The 20775-nt window shown below is 72.4% G+C and carries 18 protein-coding genes; 8 read left to right on the plus strand and 10 right to left on the minus strand.

Annotation, left to right across the window (positions count from 1 at the left end; translation table 11 throughout):
- Positions 1 to 46: 46 nt before the first annotated feature.
- Positions 47 to 526, plus strand: a complete 480-nt coding sequence (locus ACWED2_RS00230) for a DUF2975 domain-containing protein (RefSeq protein WP_449688235.1) — start codon at positions 47 to 49, stop codon at positions 524 to 526.
- On the plus strand, positions 526 to 738 hold the full coding sequence (locus tag ACWED2_RS00235; RefSeq protein ID WP_449688236.1) for a helix-turn-helix domain-containing protein: 213 nt from the start codon (positions 526 to 528) through the stop codon (positions 736 to 738). Before ACWED2_RS00230 ends, ACWED2_RS00235 begins: the two co-directional genes overlap by 1 nt.
- A gap of 6 nt (positions 739 to 744) precedes the next feature.
- Here the strand turns inward: ACWED2_RS00235 and ACWED2_RS00240 are convergent, their stop codons facing one another.
- Positions 745 to 1314 (minus strand): GNAT family N-acetyltransferase, encoded by a 570-nt coding sequence (locus ACWED2_RS00240; protein ID WP_449688237.1) that lies wholly within the window; start codon positions 1312 to 1314, stop codon positions 745 to 747.
- 56 nt (positions 1315 to 1370) lie between these two features.
- Here ACWED2_RS00240 and ACWED2_RS00245 point away from each other — a divergent pair, with 56 nt between their 5' ends.
- Positions 1371 to 1760, plus strand: coding sequence for a helix-turn-helix transcriptional regulator (locus ACWED2_RS00245; protein WP_449688238.1), 390 nt, complete (start codon positions 1371 to 1373; stop codon positions 1758 to 1760).
- A 166-nt stretch (positions 1761 to 1926) separates the two neighbouring features.
- Here the strand turns inward: ACWED2_RS00245 and ACWED2_RS00250 are convergent, their stop codons facing one another.
- On the minus strand, positions 1927 to 2424 hold the full coding sequence (locus tag ACWED2_RS00250; protein WP_449688239.1) for a hypothetical protein: 498 nt from the start codon (positions 2422 to 2424) through the stop codon (positions 1927 to 1929).
- A gap of 271 nt (positions 2425 to 2695) precedes the next feature.
- On the opposite strand from ACWED2_RS00250, the gene ACWED2_RS00255 reads away from it, so the two are divergent.
- Entirely contained in the window at positions 2696 to 3760 is a 1065-nt protein-coding gene (locus tag ACWED2_RS00255; RefSeq protein WP_449688240.1) for a DUF3068 domain-containing protein, read from the plus strand.
- A gap of 1 nt (position 3761) precedes the next feature.
- Here the strand turns inward: ACWED2_RS00255 and ACWED2_RS00260 are convergent, their stop codons facing one another.
- The gene (locus ACWED2_RS00260; RefSeq protein WP_449688241.1) at positions 3762 to 4457 is read right to left on the minus strand and encodes a class I SAM-dependent methyltransferase; all 696 of its coding nucleotides are present in this window, start codon (positions 4455 to 4457) and stop codon (positions 3762 to 3764) included.
- A 161-nt stretch (positions 4458 to 4618) separates the two neighbouring features.
- Between ACWED2_RS00260 and ACWED2_RS00265 the strand changes: the two genes are divergently transcribed.
- Positions 4619 to 5851: a glycosyltransferase family 4 protein gene (locus ACWED2_RS00265; protein ID WP_449688626.1), complete on the plus strand. Its 1233-nt coding sequence runs from the start codon at positions 4619 to 4621 to the stop codon at positions 5849 to 5851.
- 906 nt (positions 5852 to 6757) lie between these two features.
- Here the strand turns inward: ACWED2_RS00265 and ACWED2_RS00270 are convergent.
- Together ACWED2_RS00270 and ACWED2_RS00275 are read right to left on the minus strand one after the other, a co-directional pair.
- Entirely contained in the window at positions 6758 to 6940 is a 183-nt protein-coding gene (locus ACWED2_RS00270; protein ID WP_449688242.1) for a hypothetical protein, read from the minus strand.
- A gap of 3 nt (positions 6941 to 6943) precedes the next feature.
- The gene (locus tag ACWED2_RS00275; RefSeq protein ID WP_449688243.1) at positions 6944 to 8626 is read right to left on the minus strand and encodes a hypothetical protein; all 1683 of its coding nucleotides are present in this window, start codon (positions 8624 to 8626) and stop codon (positions 6944 to 6946) included.
- Positions 8627 to 8695: 69 nt separating this feature from the next.
- On the opposite strand from ACWED2_RS00275, the gene ACWED2_RS00280 reads away from it, so the two are divergent.
- Positions 8696 to 9898 (plus strand): lipopolysaccharide biosynthesis protein, encoded by a 1203-nt coding sequence (locus ACWED2_RS00280; protein WP_449688244.1) that lies wholly within the window; start codon positions 8696 to 8698, stop codon positions 9896 to 9898.
- Positions 9899 to 10125: 227 nt separating this feature from the next.
- On the opposite strand, the gene ACWED2_RS00285 is transcribed toward ACWED2_RS00280, so the two are convergent.
- Positions 10126 to 14136 (minus strand): alpha-(1->3)-arabinofuranosyltransferase domain-containing protein, encoded by a 4011-nt coding sequence (locus ACWED2_RS00285; protein ID WP_449688245.1) that lies wholly within the window; start codon positions 14134 to 14136, stop codon positions 10126 to 10128.
- A gap of 92 nt (positions 14137 to 14228) precedes the next feature.
- Between ACWED2_RS00285 and ACWED2_RS00290 the strand changes: the two genes are divergently transcribed.
- On the plus strand, positions 14229 to 14936 hold the full coding sequence (locus ACWED2_RS00290) for a class I SAM-dependent methyltransferase (protein ID WP_449688246.1): 708 nt from the start codon (positions 14229 to 14231) through the stop codon (positions 14934 to 14936).
- On the opposite strand, the gene ACWED2_RS00295 is transcribed toward ACWED2_RS00290, so the two are convergent.
- The 3 genes from ACWED2_RS00295 to pdxR form a co-directional block, all read right to left on the minus strand.
- Complete coding sequence (locus tag ACWED2_RS00295; RefSeq protein WP_449688627.1) at positions 14930 to 16672, minus strand: hypothetical protein; 1743 nt, start codon at positions 16670 to 16672, stop codon at positions 14930 to 14932. The genes ACWED2_RS00290 and ACWED2_RS00295 overlap by 7 nt on opposite strands.
- 12 nt (positions 16673 to 16684) lie before the next feature.
- A complete protein-coding gene (locus ACWED2_RS00300; RefSeq protein WP_449688247.1) occupies positions 16685 to 18283 on the minus strand; it encodes a substrate-binding and VWA domain-containing protein in 1599 nt (532 codons plus the stop codon).
- 120 nt (positions 18284 to 18403) lie between these two features.
- Entirely contained in the window at positions 18404 to 19792 is a 1389-nt protein-coding gene (pdxR, locus tag ACWED2_RS00305) for a MocR-like pyridoxine biosynthesis transcription factor PdxR (protein ID WP_449688248.1), read from the minus strand.
- Between the two features lie 47 nt (positions 19793 to 19839).
- Between pdxR and ACWED2_RS00310 the strand changes: the two genes are divergently transcribed.
- On the plus strand, positions 19840 to 20298 hold the full coding sequence (locus ACWED2_RS00310) for a carboxymuconolactone decarboxylase family protein (RefSeq protein WP_449688249.1): 459 nt from the start codon (positions 19840 to 19842) through the stop codon (positions 20296 to 20298).
- Positions 20299 to 20377: 79 nt separating this feature from the next.
- Here ACWED2_RS00310 and ACWED2_RS00315 read toward each other — a convergent pair whose 3' ends face one another.
- Complete coding sequence (locus tag ACWED2_RS00315) at positions 20378 to 20677, minus strand: hypothetical protein (RefSeq protein WP_449688250.1); 300 nt, start codon at positions 20675 to 20677, stop codon at positions 20378 to 20380.
- Positions 20678 to 20775 lie beyond the last annotated feature (98 nt).

Genomic DNA, 20775 nt, shown 5'->3' on the forward strand with positions numbered 1-20775 from the left:
ATCACTACCGATTGACTTTCGATAGGTCACGCGCGATAGTCGGCGCATGGTTACCGAGAAGTGGGCCGTTGCCGTGCTCCGGGTGTTCCTCGTCGTGCTGTTCGGCGTCCTCGTCGTGTTCCAGACGCTCTCGCTGCCGGGCGGGATCGCCTACCACACGCAGCAGAACCCGAACGACGCTCCGCTGCGCTGGCCGTTGACCGCCATCGCGGTCTTCCTCGTGCTGTGCGTCCAGGTGGTGCTCGTCGCGACGTGGAAGCTGCTCACCCTGGTCAAGAAGGACCGGATCTTCACCACCGCGTCCCTGAAGTGGGTCGACGCGATCGTCTGGGCGATCGGCGCGGCGTGGCTCGTGTTCGTGGGCATGCTGCTCTTCGTCGGCTTCAACGCGGACGACCCGGGCATGCCGATGGTGCTGTTCCTGGTGACGGTGGCGATCACCGTGCTCGGCCTGGTGATGGTGGTCATGCGCGCCCTGCTCCGGCAGGCGACGGCGCTGCGCTCCGACCTGGAAGCGGTCATCTGATGCCGATCGTCGTGCGCATCGACGTCGAACTGGCCAAGCGCAAGATGAGCGTCGGGGAGTTCGCCGAGAAGGTCGGGCTCACGCCGGCCAACGTGGCCGTGCTGAAGAACGGCCGCGCCAAAGCGGTCCGGTTCAGCACCCTGGAGGCGATGTGCCGGGTGCTCGGCTGTCAGCCCGGCGACCTGCTGGAGTGGGTCGAGGAGGAGGTTTAGCCCAGGTCAGCGGAGATCGCGTCGCATCAGCCAGCGGACCCGGCCGTCGGCCCGTGCCCCGGTCGGCCGGATCCGTTCGAATCCCGCCGCTTCGAACAGGGAGGTCGTGCCGACGTGGGCCGCGCTCGAGCTGAGGCGCGCGCCCTCCGGATCGACCGGGTAGCCCTCCACCGCCGGGGCACCACCCGAACGCGCGTAGTCGACCGCCCCGGCCAGCAATGCCGCGGCCACGCCCGTGCGCCGGTGCGACGCGCGCACCACGAAACAGACCACGCTCCACACCGCCAGGTCGTCGAGCGGCGGCATCGTCCGGGAGCGTTTCAACCGCTCCATGCTCGACCGTGGCGACACCCCGCACCAGCCGACCGGCGTGGCCCCGTCGTAGGCGAGCACCCCCGGCGCGGACTCGCCCGCACACAGGTCGCGGACCCGGTCGGCTCGTGCTTCACCGCGCAACGCGCTGTACTCGGACGACGTGACGCGGTAGGCGAGGCACCAGCAGGCACGCTCGTTCCCGCTCGGGTTGAGGATCGAAGCGACGTCTTCGAAGTGCGAAGCGGGACGGACGATGACCATGGAATCACCGTAGGATCCGATTCCCGACAAAGCGATGTCGGTTGAGGGGATCGCGGATGGATCGGCTCGTCGGCTCCGGCCGCTACCCGGGGATGACCCAGCTGCACCAAGCCGTGCCGCTGGTCGAACGGCAGCACGCGCTGATCGAGGAGATGCGCGCGCGGGCACCCCGGTTCGTCACCGGCCGGGTGCTGGCCGAGCGCACCGGGACGACCGTGCGGACCGTCGAACGCGACGTCACGCGGCTGCGCACGGCGGGCGTCCCGGTCGAGGTCAAGCGCGGCGCGGGCGGCGGCTACCGGCTCACGATGCCGCCCGTCGTGCCGCCGGTGAGCTTCAGCCCGGGCGAGGTCGCCGCCCTCGTCGCCTCCCTGGTGGCCCTCGGCCCCTACACCTCCGCCACGGCCGCCAGCGCGCTCGGCAAGCTCCTCACCACCTTCCGCTAGCCGAGCCGCCGGCTTCGGTCACGACCGCGGCTCGCCAACGCACCAGGGGACGCGGATCCGCGCATGACGCCCGGCAACGGCCGGCCCAACCGCCCCAAGGCGGCCTTCGGTGCGTCAGCCGCAACCAAGGCCACATCGGGGCGCTTGAGACCCGGGCCGGGCCGGGCTAAGCCGCGTCGGCCTCGACCAAGCGGGCCAGGTCCAGCAGCGTCTCCTCGAAACCCGGGCCCGCGGTCAGCGCCACCTTCAGCGGACCGCCACGCCGGTCCCGGCCCACCGGCAGCGTCACCGCCGGTTCCGTCCACTGCGGACGGTCCACACCGGCCGAAACCACCACGTCGGGGCGGGCCGGGCGAGATCGCCGTCCGCCGGCGTCGAGATCGAGAACCACGTTGCCGTGCAACGAAAGCAGGGCCGCGACGTCCGCCACCGCGTCCCGCAGCTCGCGGTCGGCGATCGAGTCCGAATGGGCGCCGATCGCCGGGCGGGGCGGGTCGCCGTCGCGGGTGAGGCGGGGGACGATCGCCTCGAGGTCGCCCAAGGCGCACGTCAGCACCCGGATCCCGGGCACGCCCGCCAACGGGTCGGTGATGCTGATCCCCGCGCTCGCGGCGGCCGCCACGATCCGGGCCCGCCAGCGCGCGGTCGCCGCGATGGCGACCATCGATGGGTCCTGGAGCAAAAGGGGCGTTCTCCTTCGCGGTCCGGCGCGGCGGCTGGGGGATCGTCCGATGGTGGGCCGGTGCCCGTTGTGCCCGGGAACAAACATGTTTGGCCGCTTGGTCCGAACGGCCGCGCTCATGCGGCCTTCCGGTGGCACCGGATGGCTGTGACCGCCGGTCACACTTTGACGCGCGACGTGGCGCAGGCCACTATCCGTGCACCTGATTACCGCCGGGTAATTTGCGTGTACCAAGTACGACCCAGGAGGACCGTTGCGACGAGCTTTGGGCCTGATCTTGCTGGCGCTGGGGGTCTTCGCGGTCGCCGGGGCGGTGCTGCTGCCGACCTACGTCTACCCGAAACTCGCCAAGGTGCCGCTCGACCAGGATTCGACGTCGGTGCTGGAAGGCACCGCGAGCAAGGTCCTCGCCGTGACCGACAAGGGCGCCGGCCCGGTCACCGAGATCCGCGAGAACGCGAAACTGACCGCGACCGGCCGCGTCCAGGCGAACTTCGCCCGGCCCGAGATGCGCACGAACAGCGACTACGCGGTCTGGCTGCTCGCGGTGCAGGTCAAGGACGACAGCGACGGCACCGTCCTCAGCGCGAGCAAGCGGCAGGTCTGCTTCGACCGGCGCACCTCCGAGGGGTACGACCCGCGCGGCGACTCCGACCCGAAGTGCGCCGCCGACAGCAGCTACGTCGCCGAGATCGGGGACAAGGCCGAGAAGCTCGGCGAGAAGCCGCCGGAGAAGATCGAATACAAGCCGCAGCCCGGCCTCAACTTCAAGTTCCCCTTCGGCACCGAGCAGAAGGACTACCAGGTCTACGACGACAACACCGGCAAGGCCGTCACCGCCCGGTACACCGGCACCGAGGTGGTGAACGGGATCGAGACCTACAAGTTCGTCCAGAACATCCCGGACACCAAGCTCGAGACGAAGTCGGTGCCCGGCTCGCTCGTCGGCGTCGCCGACTCGAGCGTCGACGCGGACCTGTACTACCGCGGCGTCAACACGATGTGGGTCGAGCCGGTCACCGGTGTCGAGGTGAAGCAGCAGCAACAACAGCACCAGGAACTGCGCCCGGTCACCGGCAACCCGACGGTGGTGTTCGACGGGACACTGGCCTACAACGGCAAGACGATCGCGCAGATGGTCGACCAGGTCGACCAGAACAAGGGCAAGCTGGAGTTCCTGACGAGCACCGGCCCGCTCTGGCTCGGCATCGGCGGCGGGGTGCTGATCGTCCTGGCGATCTACCTGCTGGCCCGCCGCCGCCCGACCCCGCCGCCCGCACCGAGGCAGCGACGCCAGGTGGTTTTCGCCCAAACCTGAATCAGCGCTTCCGCAGCACCAGGACCAGATTCCACGAAGCAATTTCGCGGAGGCCGGGAATCCGCACGATCCACATCGCCCAGCTCGGGTGGTACCGCGGATACCCGGCCACGAGATCGGCGAGCGGCGTCGTCTTCGCCCAGCGAAGCGCGGCGCCGACCGAAACCGGGAACAGGCTTTCGCCGAATTTGTTCTTCGGCTGCTTCCCGAGTTTCTTCGCGTAGCGTTGCCGTGCGTAGTAGCCGCCGAGGAAATGCCACGGCGCTGTCTCGTGGCCGCCCCACGGCGAATACCACGGCGTGAACGACGCGAAGACCGTGCCGCCGGGCTTGGTCACCCGGCACATCTCGTCGAGCATGACCCACGGCTCCGAGACGTGCTCCAGCACGTTCGACGAGTAGCAGACGTCCACGGATCCGCTGCGCACCGGCAGTTCCGTGCCGCTCGCGCGGATCATGTTCTCCCCCGGCTCGCCGCGGGCGGACAGCTCGCCGACGTCCGGGTCGAGGCCGAGGTAGACGGCACCGGCCGCGCGGAAGGCGTCGGAAAAATAGCCGGGGCCACCGCCGACGTCGAGGACCGTGCGCCCCGACAGCGGAGCGTGCGCCGCCAATTGCCGGACGGAGTCGGCGGCGAGCGCGGAATAGAAGCCGTCCGGGTCGGTCTGTTCGGTCAGGAATGTCCGGAACAGGGTCACGGACCGGCGGAGCGTGGCGCGATGCGGATGCGCCGTCGCGACCAGAACCGGATTACCTACCATTGAACCGTCGCTTTCCGGAATACGTTCATCTAGGGTGTACGCACCAGTAACCTAGCACCGTCGCTACAGTTTGGAAAAACCCGATGCAACGTCCTCGTGTGCTCCTCCTCAACTGGCGCGACACCGGCCACCCCGAGGGCGGCGGCTCGGAGCGGTACGTCGAGCGGATGGCCGAGGGCCTGGCCAGAGCGGGGTACCGGGTCGAGATCCAGTGCGCCGCCTACCCGGGTGCGGCCGCGGGCGAGTGGCGCGACGGCGTCCGCTACCGGCGGCGTGGCAACAAGTTCGGCGTGTACGCGCATGCGCTGCGCGCGATCCACCGGGTCCGCGCCGACCTCGTGGTGGACGTGCAGAACGGGATGCCGTTCTTCGCCCGGCTGGTCGCCGGCTGCCCGGTGCTGGTGCTCGTGCACCACGTCCACAAGGAACAGTGGATCAGCGCGCTCGGCGAGACGCTGGGCCGGCTCGGCTGGTGGATCGAGTCGCGGCTCGCGCCGTGGCTGTTCCGCAAGTGCCGGTACGTCACGGTTTCCGAGGTCACCAGGGCGGAACTGGCGGAGCTCGGGATCGGGCGCGAGCGCGTCACGGTGATCCCGAACGGCCTCGACGCGCCGCCGCCGTGCACGTCCGAACGGGACAGCGAGCCCACCCTGGTCGCGGTGAGCAGGCTGGTGCCGCACAAGCGGATCGAGCACGCCATCGACGTCGTCGCGCGGCTGGCGCGGCGCTGGCCGTCCCTGCGGCTGGAGGTCGTCGGCCAGGGGCCGTGGGACGAGGTGCTGCGCGCCCACGCGGCTTCGCGCGGGGTCGCCGACCGGGTCGTCCTGCACGGCTGGGTCGACGAGCAGGCCAAGCACGAGATCCTGGCGCGCTCGTGGCTGCACCTGTGCCCCTCGGTCAAGGAGGGCTGGGGCATCGTCATCATGGAGGCCGCGGCGCACGGCGTGCCCTCGGTGGCCTACCGCGCCGCCGGCGGCGTTCGTGAGTCCATCGTGGAGGGCCGGACCGGCCTGCTGGCCGACGACTTCGAGGAGTTCACCGCGCAGGTCGACGGCCTCCTCGCCGACGGGCTGCGGCGCGCGGAGATGGGCTTCGCGGGCGCCGAGCGGGCCGGGAAGTACAGCTGGGACGCCAGTATCGGGCAGTTCGAGTCACTGGTGCGGGACGTCGCCGGGCAGCCGGTCCCCCGCCCGCGCACCCTGGTCCCGTACCGCGTCCCGGAACTCGCCAAGGAGCCGGGCGGCGGCGGCCGCGTCGAAGTCCTTGCGGCGGGCCCGCACGGTGACCGTGGTCCGGTCACCGGTCGTGGCGGCGCCGAACGCCACGCCTGAGCGGCCGCTCGCCGCCGGGTAGAACGCCAGCGACCGCACGGTGTCCCCGGTGGACACGACGCCGAGGTTCGACACCAGGAACGTCGAGCCGAGCCGCCTCGCCAGCAGCCGGGTGCCCAGCCGGGCGAGCCGGCTGCTGCGGGCCGGGAAGTCCGGCTCCGGCGGCTGGGCGGCCAGCACCGCGGCGACGTCCGCGCCGCGCGTCAGCCGCAGCCGGAAGAACGCGCTGTCGTGCACCGGTTCCGGCGCCGCGCCGGATCTTCGCGACGCCCCCAGCGCCGCCACGACCCGGGCCGTCCGGGCACCGTGCGCGCGGTTCCAGCGTTCGGTGGCGTGCACGGCGGCCGCGACGAAACCCGCGGCGCCCAGCCGCAGCCGCGGCTCGTGGCAGGCCACGAAGACGTCTCCGACGGCTTCACGTCCCCGGTCGGGCGTGATCCGGCCCGGTGGCACGAAAACCGCCTCAGCGAGCCGCTGGAGGGCCGAAAGGGCAAAGGGTTTGCCGCCCATGCGGGCGCCGATCCCCCGCGCCGCCGAGGAAACCGGGACGTCGAGCAGGATGCCGAGCAGGGACAGCAGGCCGAGACCGTCGAGGGCGCCGTGGTGCGCGGCGACGAGGAGGGTGGCTTCACCGGCGGCGACGCGGACCAGCGGCGCACCACGTTCGTAGGGCGCCGAAGCGAAGCGGCCGCGGACCGCGGGCAGCTCGGTGATCCGCTCGATCTCGGGCACCGCGCCGAGGTGCGGGTACTGCTGGACCGCGGCCGCCAGCCGGGCGCGGAGCTTCTCCGGTTCCGGTGCGGCCGCGCCGAGTTCCGCTTCGAGGAGGATGCTCCAGGAAACGGTGGGGTCGCCGTAGAGCCCGACGACGCGGTGGGCGTGGTCGGAGGCGAGCCGGGTCACGCGTCAGCGGTCCCCGTAGAGCTTGAGCGGGTGGTCGGCAGGGTTGTACTTCACCTGCGCGTTGAGCTTCTGCTGCACCGGAGCGGCGGTGTCCGGGTCGGCAGAGGTGATGAGGGCGAAACCGCTCGCTGTCGCCGCTCCGCCGCCGATGATGACGGCGACGATCGCGCCGATGACCGTGCCCACGTGTCACTCCTTCCGCGGCGGGAGAATCCTGCCGCGGCCCAATGTACGCATCGGTAACATGCGGCACAACAGTGCGACGCACAGCAACGTGAGCGCTACTCCGTTCGCCAGCAAGGCGGGCGCCCACGAGACCGCTTTCACCGCGGGCACACCCGGGGTCCGGTACAGCGTCAGCCAGTCACCCGACCACACTCGCGTCGCGCCGGCGAGCAACCGCGGGTCGACCTGACCGGGCGTCCCGTGTTCCACGAGGATCCAGCCGACGCCCGCGTCGGTGAGCTCCCGCGCGGACGTCGCGGCCCGGACGTCACCGATCCTCGGGTCCTCACCGGCGATCCGCTCGGAACCGACCTGCAGGGTGTCGTCCACCAGCACGGGTTTCGGCAGTGCGCGCGGCGCCGGGTCGAGCTGGGTGCGGTCGGCGTTCCACGCGAACCCGCGGAACGCCGAGAGCGGCAGCGCCAGCACGTCACCTGGCCGGTCACCGAGCTTTTCGGACACTGCCCGCCAGTCCGCCGGGTACTGCGCGGTGTCCAGCCGCCCCCAGCCGCCCCACGCGAGGTCCGGCATGGTCAGGAGCGGGAAGACGACCGCCGCCGTCACCAGTCCGACGCGTCCCCCCTCGGTCTTCAGCTTCGCCGCGGCGGCTTCCACGGCCAGCGCGAAGCCCAGGGCGAGCGGCAGCGCCCACCACGCCACCCATTTCTGGGCGTCACGCAGCAGTCCCGCGCCGGGCAGGTACCGCGTCGCGGCGGTCAGCAGCGTGTCGCCGCCCGGCAACGTCGCCAGTGACGCCAGGAGGACGCCCAGGACGCCGAGTGCGGTCAAGGAGCGGACCGGCGCCTTCCCCCACCGGTGCGCGAGCGGCCGGAGCCCGGCGATCGCGATGGCGACGACGATGAGCGTCAGCACCGGCACCAGGGGCACACCGCGGCTGACGGGCACGGTTTCGGCGTTCCAGATGCCACCGAGCCCCAGCACGCTCAGCAGGGCGGGGCCCCAGCTTTCGGGGCGGGCGCTGAACGCCGTGACGCCGTCCGGGTCGGAAAAGGTGCCACCGGCGTGGAGGAACGCCGGGACCAGCCAGGGCAGGTTGAGCACCACGGCGAGCGGGACCGTCTGCCAGAGCCGCCGCGAACCGGCGGCCACGACCATGACGGCGGCCGCGAGGACGCCGCCCGGCGGGGTCAGCACGGCCGGCGCGCAGGCGAGGACCAGCTTCGGCAGGGCGCGGGGTTCGTGCGCGCGCACGGCGAGGCCGGCGCCGGCGATCCACGGCAGGGCCGCGTACGTCAGGAGAAGCGGCCAGTGCCCGATGAACAGCCGTTCCGCGACGTACGGCGTCCAGGCGTAGGCCGTCGCCGCGACGAGCCGGGTGCCGAGGCGTTCGGTGGGGACGAGCCGTCCGGCGCCGAGCGCGGCGCAGAAGACGGCCAGGAGCAGGACGATCTTCTGGACGATGTCGCCGGGCAGCACGGTGGTGGCGAGCGCGACGGCGGCGTCGGCGGGAACGGACCGCGGCAGCGTGCTGCCGATCCCGAAGGCGTCCGGCACGAAGTACTGCCGTGGTGCGAACACCATGTCGTAGCTCAGCACGAACCCCCGGCCGAGCAGCGGCGCGCAGACGGCGAACGCCAGCGCGGCCGACAGCACGGGGAGGGCCGCCCGCCTGCTCGGTGCGTTCACGGCCTTCCTTTCCGTTGCGCGCGCGGTTATGGTCCCTGGTCATTACCCAGCGGTAACGGGAGCCCGACGTTGAGCGTAGACACCGAAGTCCCGGCCCGGACGGGCAACCGGGTCGCGGCGATCCTCGTCTCGCTCGCCCTCGCGGGCAACAACGCGGCCAGTTACGTGCTGAGCCTGGCGGCCGCGCGGATCCTCGCGCCCGGCGCGTTCGGGGAGCTGAGCTCGCTGCTGGCGGTGCTGGTGATCGGCGTCGTCCCGGCGATGGGCCTGCAGACGGTGGTGGCGCTGCGGGTGGCCCGCTCGCCGTCGCTGTCCCACGGTTCGCTGTTCGCGCTCGGCCTGGTGACGAGCGCGATCGTCGCGACGACGGCGTTGACGCTGAGCCCGTTGCTGGTGCTCCTGCTGCACCTGGGATCACTGGCCCCGGCGCTGCTGGTGACGGCGGCGCTCGGGCCGTTGACGCTGCTGGGCGTGTTCCACGGGCTGCTGCAGGGCAGCCACCGGTTCGCGGTGCTGTCGGGCCTGATCGCGCTGGAGGGTGCGGGCAAGGTCGGCGGTTCGCTGGTCGGGCTGGTGGTTTCTGGGTCGCCGACCGGCGCGCTGGCCGGGGCCGCGATCGGTTCGCTGGCGGTGGTGGTGGCGGGCTGGCAGGTCTGCGGCCGCCCGCGGCCCCGCTGGGCCGACCGCCACGGCGGCGAGGTCTTCCACACCGCGCAGGCCATGCTGGCGCTGGTGCTGCTGGTGAACCTGGACCTCGTCCTGGCCCGCCACACGCTTTTGGCGGGTGAGGCGGGCGAGTACGCGCTGGGGGCGATCGTCACGAAGATCGCGTACTGGCTGCCGCAGGCGGTCGGCGTGCTGGTGCTGCCGCGGTTCGCGGTTTCCGACCGGCGGCGCCGGGTGCTGCCGGTGGCGCTGGCGGTTTGCGCCTGCCTGGACGCGCTGGTGCTGCTGGCTTCGCTGGTTTTGGGGCCTTCGCTGCTGGCGTTGATCGGCGGGGCGAAGTACGCGGGGAGCACGATGCCGGTGTGGCCGTTCGCGCTGGCGGGCTCGATGCTGGCGCTGGTCCAGATCCTGCTGTACGCCCGCCTGGCGGACGGCGACCGCCGCGTCACGATCCTGATGTGGACGGCCGTCGCCGTGGAGACGGCGCTGATCACCACCTGGCTGCACGGGTCACCCACCCAGGTGGTCACCGCGGCGGCCTGCACGGCCGGCGCCCTGGCCGCGGCCGGCGCACTCCTGGAGCTCCGCCCCCGCAAACCGGCCTGAGCAGCCCCCGTTTTCCACGCTACCGCCAGGCACCGACAATTCCCGCCCCCGAACCCGCGCACCCGCCGGCCGATCCACATACCTGGGGAGTCGGCTTGCGTACCCGGGCCGTCGGCTTGCGTACCTGGAGGGTCGGTTCGTGAGCCGACCCTCTGAGTACGCGGGCCGACCCTCTGGGTACGCCAACCGACCGCGTGGGTACGCGGGCCGACCCTCTGGGTACGGGGCTATTGGGTGAGGGTGGTGGGGTTTTGCTTGCGGGTGAACCAGTCCACGCATGTCGCCACCATTGCGGCCGCGGCCAGGAGCAATGCTGCCTGGGTCACCGGGCCGTACGCCCAGTCCTGGCCGTGGCCCAGGATGCGGCCCGTCACCGAGACCAGAGCCGCCACGGCCATGCCGCCGAACGCCAGGTACCTCGGTGCCCGCTCCGAGAACTGGCGGGCCAGCAGGCAGGCGATGAGCAGCACCACCGGGAGCATCCCGCCCAGCGCCACCAGCAACCCGATCAGCACCACCGGTGTCCAAGCGCCACCCGGGGAGATGGTGAACCGGCGACGGCGGGCCGGCCAGGCCACGCCCACCAGCAGCACCAGCACCGCCGCCGCGCCGATCAGCAAGCTCAGGCGGTAGTGCGCGTCCGGCGTGAACGACAGCGACACCACCCCGCCCGCGCCCGCCGGGACGATCCACGCCTGCTGCCAGCCGTCCACCCGGGTGCGGGTCAGCTGCTGTCCGTCCAAAGTGGCCGTCCAGCCCGCGTTCGCGTTCTCCGGGACCGCCAGCACCGCCTCCGCGCCCGGTCCCACCGTCACCGACCGCGACGCCGCGTCCCACGCGCCCACCTGGACCGCTCGGTGCACCGGGGGCGTCGAAGCGGCCGCCGGGCGCAGCCACAGGTCCTGGACGACGAACGACTCCGACCGGTCCGTCCGCAGCTCGTGGCCGCCGGCCGGCAGCGCGATGCCGCCCTCCGAATCGCGGCACATCCCCAGGGACAGGGGCCGGTGCTCGGTGATGTCGGACAGCTTGCCCTGCACCGACGTCCGGTAGTCGAGCCCGTCGAGGTGGACGTTCGGCCCCGAGCCGCACGGCACCGTGAACGCCGGGTCCGGCCCGGGGAGCAGGCCGTCGCTCCCGGACAGCGAAAGGCCGCCGATGCCCACCACCGCGCGTGCCGCGGGATCGTCGTCGTCGCCCGGCAGCCCGATCTGCAGCTGGTCGGTGTCCAGCGGCTCGAAGGACGCCGACCCACCCGCGTCCAGCCGCACCGACCGCGTGCCCGACCGGCCGGTCAGCTCCACCTGCCGGGGCAGCCGCGCGCCGCTCGCCGCCGAAACTTCGAGGTGCAGTCCCGAAATCCGCTTCGGCGACGCCCACCCCAGGGTCAGCGTCGGCCGCAGATCGGTGACGTCGGGGCGCCAGGTCGTGCCCGGATCGCCGTCCACGGCCGCGAACCCGGCCGCCGCCGGGTCGCCGCCCAGCTGGGACGTCGACGTCACGGTGACCCCCGGCAGCGACACCGGGTTCCGGCCGCCGCCGGCCGGCAGCACCGAGCCGCCGACGAGGTACGTCTGCTCGGCCGGGGTGCTGAACAACCGGCGGATCCCGTCGGGTTCCTCGCCGTCGCGGGCCGCCGCGGCGTCGCACCGCACGGCGTCGCCGAGCGGCAGGCACGCGTACCGCGGCTGCGGGCCGCGGGTGAACGCGAACCCGGGCGCCGGCCCGGTCGGCAGGTCCGCCGGCACCTCCAGGGCGCGCTGCGGCTCGGTGTCCGGGATCTTCAGCTCCGCGATGCCGACGTTCCCGTCCTGCCGCCCCACCACCAGCGACAGCAGCGTGATCCGCACCTTGCGGGTGACGCCACCGGCCACGGAGTACTCGTGCGGCCCGGCGCCGCGGATCACCGGCTGGTCGACCGAGCCGTTGTCGGTGGTGATCCGGATCCGGGTCGGCGGCCAGCCCACCCGCAGGTCGTCCACCATCTCCAGCTGCACGGAGTTCACCAGCCGCGGGGTGTCCAGCTCCACCTCGAGCCACTGGCCGATCGGCCCGGTGAACGACGACGAGTGCCACGCCGTGCGCGGGTCGCCGTCGATCGCCGCGAACGGCTGGTGCGAGGGGTCGGAGCCGCCGAAGGCGTCGGCGAACGACGCCGCCGTCGACGCCGTCACCGAGCGGATGCCCCGGTAGGCGGCCACGGTCTGGTGCTCCTGCCCCGGGAAGGGCAGCAGGTCGCCCGCCGCGCGCTGCTGGCGGTAGGCCTCCCCCGCGGTCAGGGTCTGGCTGAGGTTGTCGCGGACGCCGCCGACGTTCCGCTCGGCCCGGCGCAGGCCGTCGGTCACCAGCCGCGGCCCGCCGGGCGACCCGCCGTCGCCGGTCAGCACCGTCGGCGTCGCCGGGTCGAGCTGCCCCGAATCGATCAGCGGCAGCAGGTTCTCCGGGCCGCCGCTGACCGTCGGGACGTCCGTTGTGGACGTCGCGGTGGCCCGTGGCACCGGCTTCCGCACTTCGTAGACTTCGAGGGGCCCGAACGCGGCCGCCTTGGCGATGCCCGGCGAGCCGGCCAGCCCGGCGCGCAGGGTCGCGACGGGCGGGGCCGCGGTGCGTTCGCGGTCGATGTCGTTGCGCAGCAGCAGGAACCGGTAGCCGGACCGCGCGAGCAGCGCGGCCAGGCCGGGATCGCCGCGGCCGTCGGCGAGCGCCGCGTCGACCGAATCCATCAGCCGGGTGTTCCCCTCGGACCCCAGCGGCACCTGGTTGCGGACCGCCCACGGGCTCCGGGCGATCGCCTGCGCGGGCTCGTCGACCGTGCGGCCCCAGTCGTACTCGCCGAAGCCGGTGGCCGGCAGCAGCAGCGTCCGCGCGTCCGGATCGGCCTTGGCGACGTAGCCCATCGCGTCGTACCAGTAGCCGGGAACCGCGTCCCAGCCCGGGCCGGACCGCAGGTTCAGCAGCCACGCCGGTGCGGCCATCACCAGCACCAGCAGCAGGCCGAGCGCGGGCCGCAGGAACCGGCGCACGGACCTGATCCGGACCGGGCTGGAGATGCCGTGCACGAACGCCAGCATCAGCGGCAGCCGCAGCACCGGCTCGAACTTGTGGACGTTGCGCAGCGGCGCGAGCGGCCCGTCGAGCAGGTGGCGGACCTGCTCGGCCAGCGGGCTGTCGAGCGAGCCGACGTAACCGATGGTCAGCAGGGTCAGCCCGGTCACCACGCCGAGCACGAGGAACCGCCGCTCCGGCAGGCCCCGCCGGGTCAGCCCGAACAGGCCGACGCCGGCGACGAGCCCGGTGGCGAGCATCAGCACCGGGTTGTCGATCAGCGACCAGCCGCCGGGCCACCACGGCGTGCCCTGCACGACGTAGGCGACCCACTGGTTGGTCCCGCGCAGCACCTCGAACAGCGACATCGGCGCGGTCGTGTTCGTCGCGGACTCGATGTAGTCCAGGAACGGCAGGCTGTACTCGCCGAGCAGCAGCAGCGGCAGGATCCACCACAGCGTGGCGCCGATGACGAAGACGAACCACCACAGCACGAGTTCGACGTGCGCCCGCGTCCAGCGGCGGGTCAGCAGCCACAGTCCCGGCAGGACGAGGGCCATCACGACCATCGCGCCGTTGACGCCGCCCATGCACAGCACGGCCAGCGCGGACAGCCCGGCGGCCCGCCGCGGCGAGCCGATCGCCCCGGCCCGCACGAGCGGCACCAGCACCCACGGCAGCAGCACCGCCGGCAGCATTTCCGCGGACAGGCCGCCGATTTCGGTCAGCATGCGCGGCGCGAGGGCGTAGCCGAGCGCGCCGATCAGCCGGGTGCGCTCGGTGCCGATCTTCATCGCCCGGGCGAGCAGCAGGGCGCCGCCGAACGCGGCCGACAGCAGCACCGCGCCCCACAGCCGTTGCGCGATCCACGCGGGCACGCCCACGGCCTGGCACAGCGCGAAGAACGGGCCCATCGGGAAGAGGTAGCCGTACGCCTGGTTCTGCAGCTCCCCCGCGGTCGCTTGGGGGTTCCACAGGTGCAGGGCGCGCCCCAGGAAGGCGATCGGGTCGACGGCGAGGTCCAGTTTGGTGTCGAACGTCGTCTTCCCCGGCATCTGCAGGAACGACAACGTGGTCAGGGCCAGCACGATCCAGGTGCTGGGCCGGCGTAGGAACGCGCCCACCGAGAACTTCCGGGCGCCGCCGGAGGGCGGGGCGTCGTCCCGGGTCCGTTCGCGGGTGGCGGTTACCATCCGGTAGATACTAAGCCGAAACCTGGCTACCATGTGCCGACGATTTTCCCCGGCCCCCGACTTCCCTGGGCAGGTGCGCCATAAACACCGAATTGAGCACGGACGGCTTCGCCGACGCGTGGGCACTGGCCGAGCCGGTCAAGGGCTGGATGACGCGCGCGCAGGGCGAAGCGCTGTGGCAGGCCGCGTGCCGCCTCGAAAAGGGTGACGTCGTCCTGGAAATCGGCAGCCACCAGGGCCGATCCACGATCGTGCTGGGCGCCGCCGCCCGCACGGTGGGGGCCACGGTGATCGCCGTCGACCCCTTCGTGGCCGGCCGGCTGTTCGGCGGATCGCCGACGCGGCAGCTGTTCGAGCGCAACATCCGGCGGGCCGGGCTGGACGACGTCGTCGAGCTCGTCGCCGGTTACAGCACGAAACTGCGCCCTGACTGGACTCGGCCCATACAGCTGCTTTACATCGACGGCAAGCACGACTACTGGACCTACACCGACGACCTGCGCTGGTCGGCACACCTGCCACCGGGGGCGGAAATCCTGGTCCACGACTGTTTTTCCTCCATCGGCGTCACGCTCGGCACGATCGCGAAGGTCCTCTTCGGACGGCGCTACACCTATCTGGACCGGGCCACGTCGCTGGCGCGGTTCCGGCTGGCGCCACCGTCCACGGCGGACCGGATCCGGGTGCTGGCGCAGCTGCCGTGGTTCCTGCGCAACGTCGTGCTCAAGGTGCTGCTGCGCCTGCGGTTGCGGCCGCTGGCCCGGCTGCTGGGGCACGACAGCCCGTACGACCCCTACTGAGTCACCGGCTTCCCGACCTCGACCCTGGGAACGCACACGGGCGCGCCCGGGCTCGACAGCTGCACGCCGATGTGGTCGAACAGCCCGTCCACCGGCAGGTACAGCGAGTGCAGCCCGGCCTGGAACCACACCGGCGTCCGCTCGACCAGCCCTTCGCCGCCGTCGCGGGTGAAGTAGTCGATCTTCAGCAGGTGCCTGCCGAGCAGCGGTTTGTCGAGCGGGACGCTGACCGGCGTTTCGCCGACCGTGTACCCGCAGTCCGGCACCGGTCCCGGCGCGCCACGGGACTCCACGGCCACGCCGGTGATCAGGTGCGGCGTGCCGGTGGCGTCGAGCAGGTGCATGCGGTTCGTCGGCTGGTCGAAGTGGGTGCCGGGGACCAGGCCGGCGACCCGGGACGCCTGCGAGTCCGCGCCGAACCACTCGTGGACCACGTCGTTCGGCACGAAGTTGTCGTAGAAAACGAGATCCGGGTCCTCCGCGACGGCCGCCCGCACGTTTCCGAGGTACTGCCCGGAATGGTCGAACCGCATCGCGGGGGCGAGCCGGGAAAACCCGGCCACGGAACTGGCGAGCAGAAGCACGCACACGATTAGGGCGATCGGCCGTTCCCGCTTGCCGCCGGACGGCGCAACCCCGCCTGGCGGCAGGAAGGCGAACGCTCCGCACAGCGCGGCCACGAAGGCCAGCTCGGCGAGGTACCTCGGGTCGTCACCGGCGGCCGGGCCGACTTCGCGCAGCCGCGTCGCCGCCAGCAGCCCGACGTCCACGGCGAGCAGCAGCCCGAGCAGCGCCCACGCCCGCCAGGCCCGGCGGCCGCCCACGCGCGCACCGGCCACCACCAGCGCCAGCGCGGCGGCGAACAGCAGGACCACGACCGCGAACGGCGACGGCGCCCAGGTCGCGCCGGGCCCGGGCCCCGACCACGGGCCGCCGGCCAGCCCCGGCAGGAAGGTGTCGCCGAGCATCCGGCCGGTCAGGTCGGCGACGGTACCGGCGGTCATCGGCGGGCCGCCGGGCGTCACCTGGCTCGACGTCAGCGCGAGGTAGCCCACGACGAACGCGGCGAGCAGCGCCGCGTGTCCCGCCCAGTAGCGCCACCGGTCCCGGAAGGACTGTCCGAGCAGGACGGTCACCCCGGCCAGCAGCACCGGGACCACCACGGTCTTTTCGTAGAACGCGAACCCGAAGAGCGTCCAGGCGAACGTGCCGATCCGCCACTGGCCGCCTTCGCGCAGGTAGCGGACGTGCCAGTACAGGGCGCCGGCGGCCGCCAGCACCACCGGGACGATCTGGGAGCCGTACGCCCACCACAGCGTCGGGGTCAGCAGCAACGTCGACGCCGTGAACACGGTGAACGGGATCAGGATCGCCCAGCGGCGGCCGAAGCAGCGCACCAGCAGGCACCAGAACAGCACCGTCGCCGCGGCCCGCATCAGCAGCAGCGGCGCCATCATGAGCGGGAAGTTCAGCGGCGCCCACCACGTCAGCACCGCCGCCAGGAAGAACCCGCCGGGCATCAGGTGCCCGTGGTAATCCTGGAAGAGGTAGCCGAGGTCGAACGGCCCGGCCAGGGCGGCCCGGTAGGTCATCACGAAGTCGTCCTGCGCGAAGTTCCCGTGCAGCGCCGCCCACGCGTGCAGCGCGAACGGGAGCACCCCGGCGACGAACGCCGCGAGCACCAGCGCGGACGGTCTTCGGGTCACCCGTGGCGCGGGCTTTTCGATCTCCACCAACACGGGGATTCCTCACTTCTTGCAGGCGGGCGGCTGGCACATGAGCTTGCTCAGTGCCTGGTAGAAGACGTCGGAGATCTTGCGCGGGTCGGGCGTGGTGAAGGAGTCGCCGCCGGTCGCGGCGGAGATCTGCTTCAGCTCGCTCGAATCGATGTCCGGCCCGATGCCGATCCCGATCACCGGCAGCGGTTTCCGCGGGTCCTGCAGCCGGCCGAGCTCGGCGAGCAGCCCGGGCAGCCCGATCGAGTCGTCGTCCTCGTTGCGGCCGTCGGTGAGCACGACGACGACGTTGATCCGGCCGAGCTGCCAGCTCTGCCGGGCGTTCTGGTACGCGGCGAGGATCGAGTCGTACAGCCCGGTCGCGCCACCGGGCTTCGGCTTCACCGCCTGCAGCGTCGCCACCCCGCCCGCGGCCAGCTGCTCGGCGATCGACCGCATCGGCAGCAGTTCCTTGTAGTCCTTCGCGCCGTCCAGCTTGGTCGAGAACAGCCAGAGGCCGATCTCGCTGGTCGGCTTGAACAACCCGAGTCCCTGCGTCGCGGCTTCGAGCGTGAGCGACATCCGGCTGCGGCCGGTGCCGGGCACGGTGGCGGCCATCGAGCCGGACACGTCGAGCAGCACCTGGACGCGGGCGCTGAGGTTCGCCCCGGCCCAGGCCTGCAGCACGCCGTACATCGCTTCGGGCGCGGGCGGCCCGGCCGGGCGCGGCGCCGCGTCGGTGCGGGTGTCGCGCGGCCGGTCGCCGAGCAGCTGACCGGACGGCGTCCGGAACCCGCCGTCCGCGAACGCCTTGGTGGCGGTCTGGTCCAGCAGCAGGCGCAGGAACCGCTCGGCCGCCGAACGCGAGGCTTCCGAAGCCCGCGGCAGCACGACGTACGGGTAGTCGAAGCTCGGGACGCCCGCGGCGGGATACGCGGCGACGAGCTTCTTCGCCAGCACAGACTGCTCCGACGCCGGCCACGCGGTGTACGGCTGCTTCACCGCCGAGAGCGTGCGAATCTCCTCGGTGAACGCCGCCGCCGGATCGGGCGCGTCCTTGGTCAGCTGCTGCAGACCGATCAGCGCGCCGATGGCGGCCGGGTCCCGGCCCGGGTCGGGCAGGCCGACCGGGCTCCGCGCGAGGACGTCGGCCCAGGACGGCGACTTCGCCGGCCAGCCGGCCTGCTTCGCGACGTCTTCGGTCAGCGCCAGCACCACCGGCGAGCTCGCCACCGGCTGGCCGGACTCGGGGAGGTTCCACGCGCCGCCGTCGCGGGCCTGCAGCAGCCAGGTGCTCGACTCCGGCACCCAGACGTCCGGGCCGTTCGCGCCGTTGGCTTCGAGGGCGGTCGCGGTGGCCGTCGACGGGCTCGCGGTGACCTCGACGGTGTAGCAGTCCCGCTCCGGGACTGTCTTGGCGAGCTCCGCCAGCACCGGCGCGATGTCCGGCGCGGCGGTGACGTGCACCGGCGTGGTGGTGTCGCAGCCGCCGCCGGCCAGCCGGTTCTTCAGGTAGTCGACCCCGGCCCACGCGAGCAGCGCGACCACCAGCAGCGCGCTCAGGACGACGACCCGCGCGTCGATCCGCCGGGCCCGCGCCGGGTGTGCCGCCAATGCACGTCCTTCCCTCATGAGGTGCTGGCAGCTTGCCAGCCGGGTGGGCGGGAAGCCAGTACCGGAAACGGAACGTGACCATCGGTGCGTGAGCCTGCGGTGAAGGAATGGCGGAGTGCCATCGTTTCGGTGAGCCCCTCACGCGGGCGGCAGGGCTCGGCACAGCGCGTCGATGGCCGCGGGGTAGGCGTGTTCGGGTGGGGTCGCGTAGCCGACCACCAAGCCGTCCATTGTGGACATCGAGCTGTCCGGGTGGCGGAAGGCGGCCAGGCCGTCGAGCGCCAGTCCCTGCCAGGCCGCGGCTTTCAGCGCGGCTTTCTCGGTGCCCGGCGGGAGCCGCAGCACGGCGTGCAGGCCGGCGGCGATGCCGGTGGGCGTCACGTGCGGGGCCCGCTCGGCGAGCGCCGTCACCAGCTGGTCTCGCCGGCGACGGTAGCGTCGGCGCATCCGGCGGACGTGCCGGTCGTACGCCCCCGACGTCAGGAACTCGGCCAGGGTGAGCTGGTCGAGCACGCCCGCCCACGCCTCGCGTTCGCCTTTCGCGGCGAGCACGGGGTCCACGAGGTGCCCGGGCAGCGCCAGCCAGCCAAGGCGCAGCGCGGGCGAGAGGCTCTTGCTGACCGAGCCCACGTAGACGACGTGCTCGGGGTCGAGGCCCTGGACCGCGCCGACCGGCTTGCGGTCGTAGCGGAATTCGCCGTCGTAGTCGTCTTCGAGGAGCACGCCGCCGGTCGCGCGGACGTGCCCGACGACCGCCGCGCGGCGGTCGTGGTGCAGCGGGCCGCCGGTCGGGAACTGGTGGGCGGGCGTCAGCAGCACCGTCGGGACGTCGAGGTCTTCGACACGCGCGCCGTGTTCGTCCAGGGCCAAGGGGATCGTCCGCACGCCGGCGGCGGCGAAGATCGAGCGGTGGAACGCGAGACCGTAGGACTCGACGGCGAGCGGACCGCGCAGCACGGCCGGGAACAGCAGCCGCAGGGCGTGGGCGAACCCCGAGCACACGACGATCCGCTCCGGTGCCGTCCGCACGCCCCGGGCGCGCGCGAGGTACTGGGCGAGCGCTTCCCGCAGTTCCGGGCGGCCGCGCGGATCGCCGGGGCCGAAGGCGTCGTGCGGCGCCACGTTCAGCGCGCGGCGGGCGGCGGCGAGCCACTCGGTGCGCGGGAACGACGTCGCATCCGGCTGGCCCTGCCGGAGGTTGTACACCGGTTTCGGGGCCCCCGGCGCCTTTTTCGGGATCCGGACCGGCTTCAGCGGCTCGGCGCGCTCGGCGACGCGGGTGCCGGAGCCCTGGACGGCGGTGAGCCACCCTTCGGCGACCAGCTCGGCGTAGGCGTCGGCGACGGTGTTGCGGGCCAGGCCCAGGTCGGCGGCCAGTGACCGGTAGGGCGGCAGCCGGGTGCCCGGGGCGAGCCGTCCGGCGCGGACGGCGTCCCGCAGCGCGGCGATGAGCGCCGCCCGCTTGCCGCCGGGCGCCAGCTCCAGGTGCAGGTCGCGGTCCCCGGAATTGACCCAGTCTGCTGCCACGGAAATGCACCATACATGTGGGTCAAACCGGCCGTAGATTTCTGGTCATGACGAACTCCCGCATCAACTTCGCCAAGACCGCCCCGAAGGCCTTCAAGGCCCTGATCGGCTTCGACGCCGCCGCTCGCGCCGGGCTCGACCCGGCACTGGTCGAGCTGGTCCAGATCCGCGCGTCACAGCTCAACCGCTGCGCGTACTGCCTGCACATGCACACCTCGGACGCCCGCAAGGCAGGCGAAAGCGAGGAGCGGCTGCACATGGTCGCGGTGTGGCGCGAAGCAAGCAGCTTCTTCAGCGCGAAGGAGCAGGCGGCGCTCGCCCTGACGGAGGCGGTGACGCAGATCGCGGGCGGCGTCCCGGACGACGTCTACGCCCGCGCGGCGGCGGAGTTCGAGGAGGCGGAGCTGGGGCAGCTGCTGGCGCTGATCTTCACGATCAACACGTGGAACCGCATCGCCATCACGACGGCGAAGGTCCCGGGTACGGACGAGCGCGTGGCCCGGTGACCCTGGTGCGGGCAGTCGTGGTGGCTGTCCGCACCGCCCCCGATCTCCGGGCTGGGTGCGGTACCGCGGCATCTCCGGGCTAGGTGCGGTACCGCGGCACGTCGTCGTGCCCGTGCAGCAGCAGGTGTACCGGGTGGGTCACCTTGGTCTGCTGGGGTAGCAGGCTCAGTTCGAGACGCAGCACCTCGCCGAGCGAACGGGCCAGCACACCGTCGACCCAGATCCGACGGGTCTCGCGCAGAAGCCGGGCCCGCAACCGGTCCAGCCGGGCCTGGGTCAGGTCGGCGCGGCCCGCCGGCCTGGCGCGGATCTCCCACACGACGTAGGAGCCGGTGGCGACGAGACCGACCAGCGCGCGCAAGACGCGCCGACCGCTCACCGGATCTCCCCACCGAAGCCGATCTTCTTCCCCATCTCCCGGAGCGGCCGTGACGGTGTGTGCGGCCCCGTGACTGAGCGAGGCGGATTGTCGATTGA

It is taken from the genome of Amycolatopsis sp. NPDC005003 (assembly GCF_053600695.1).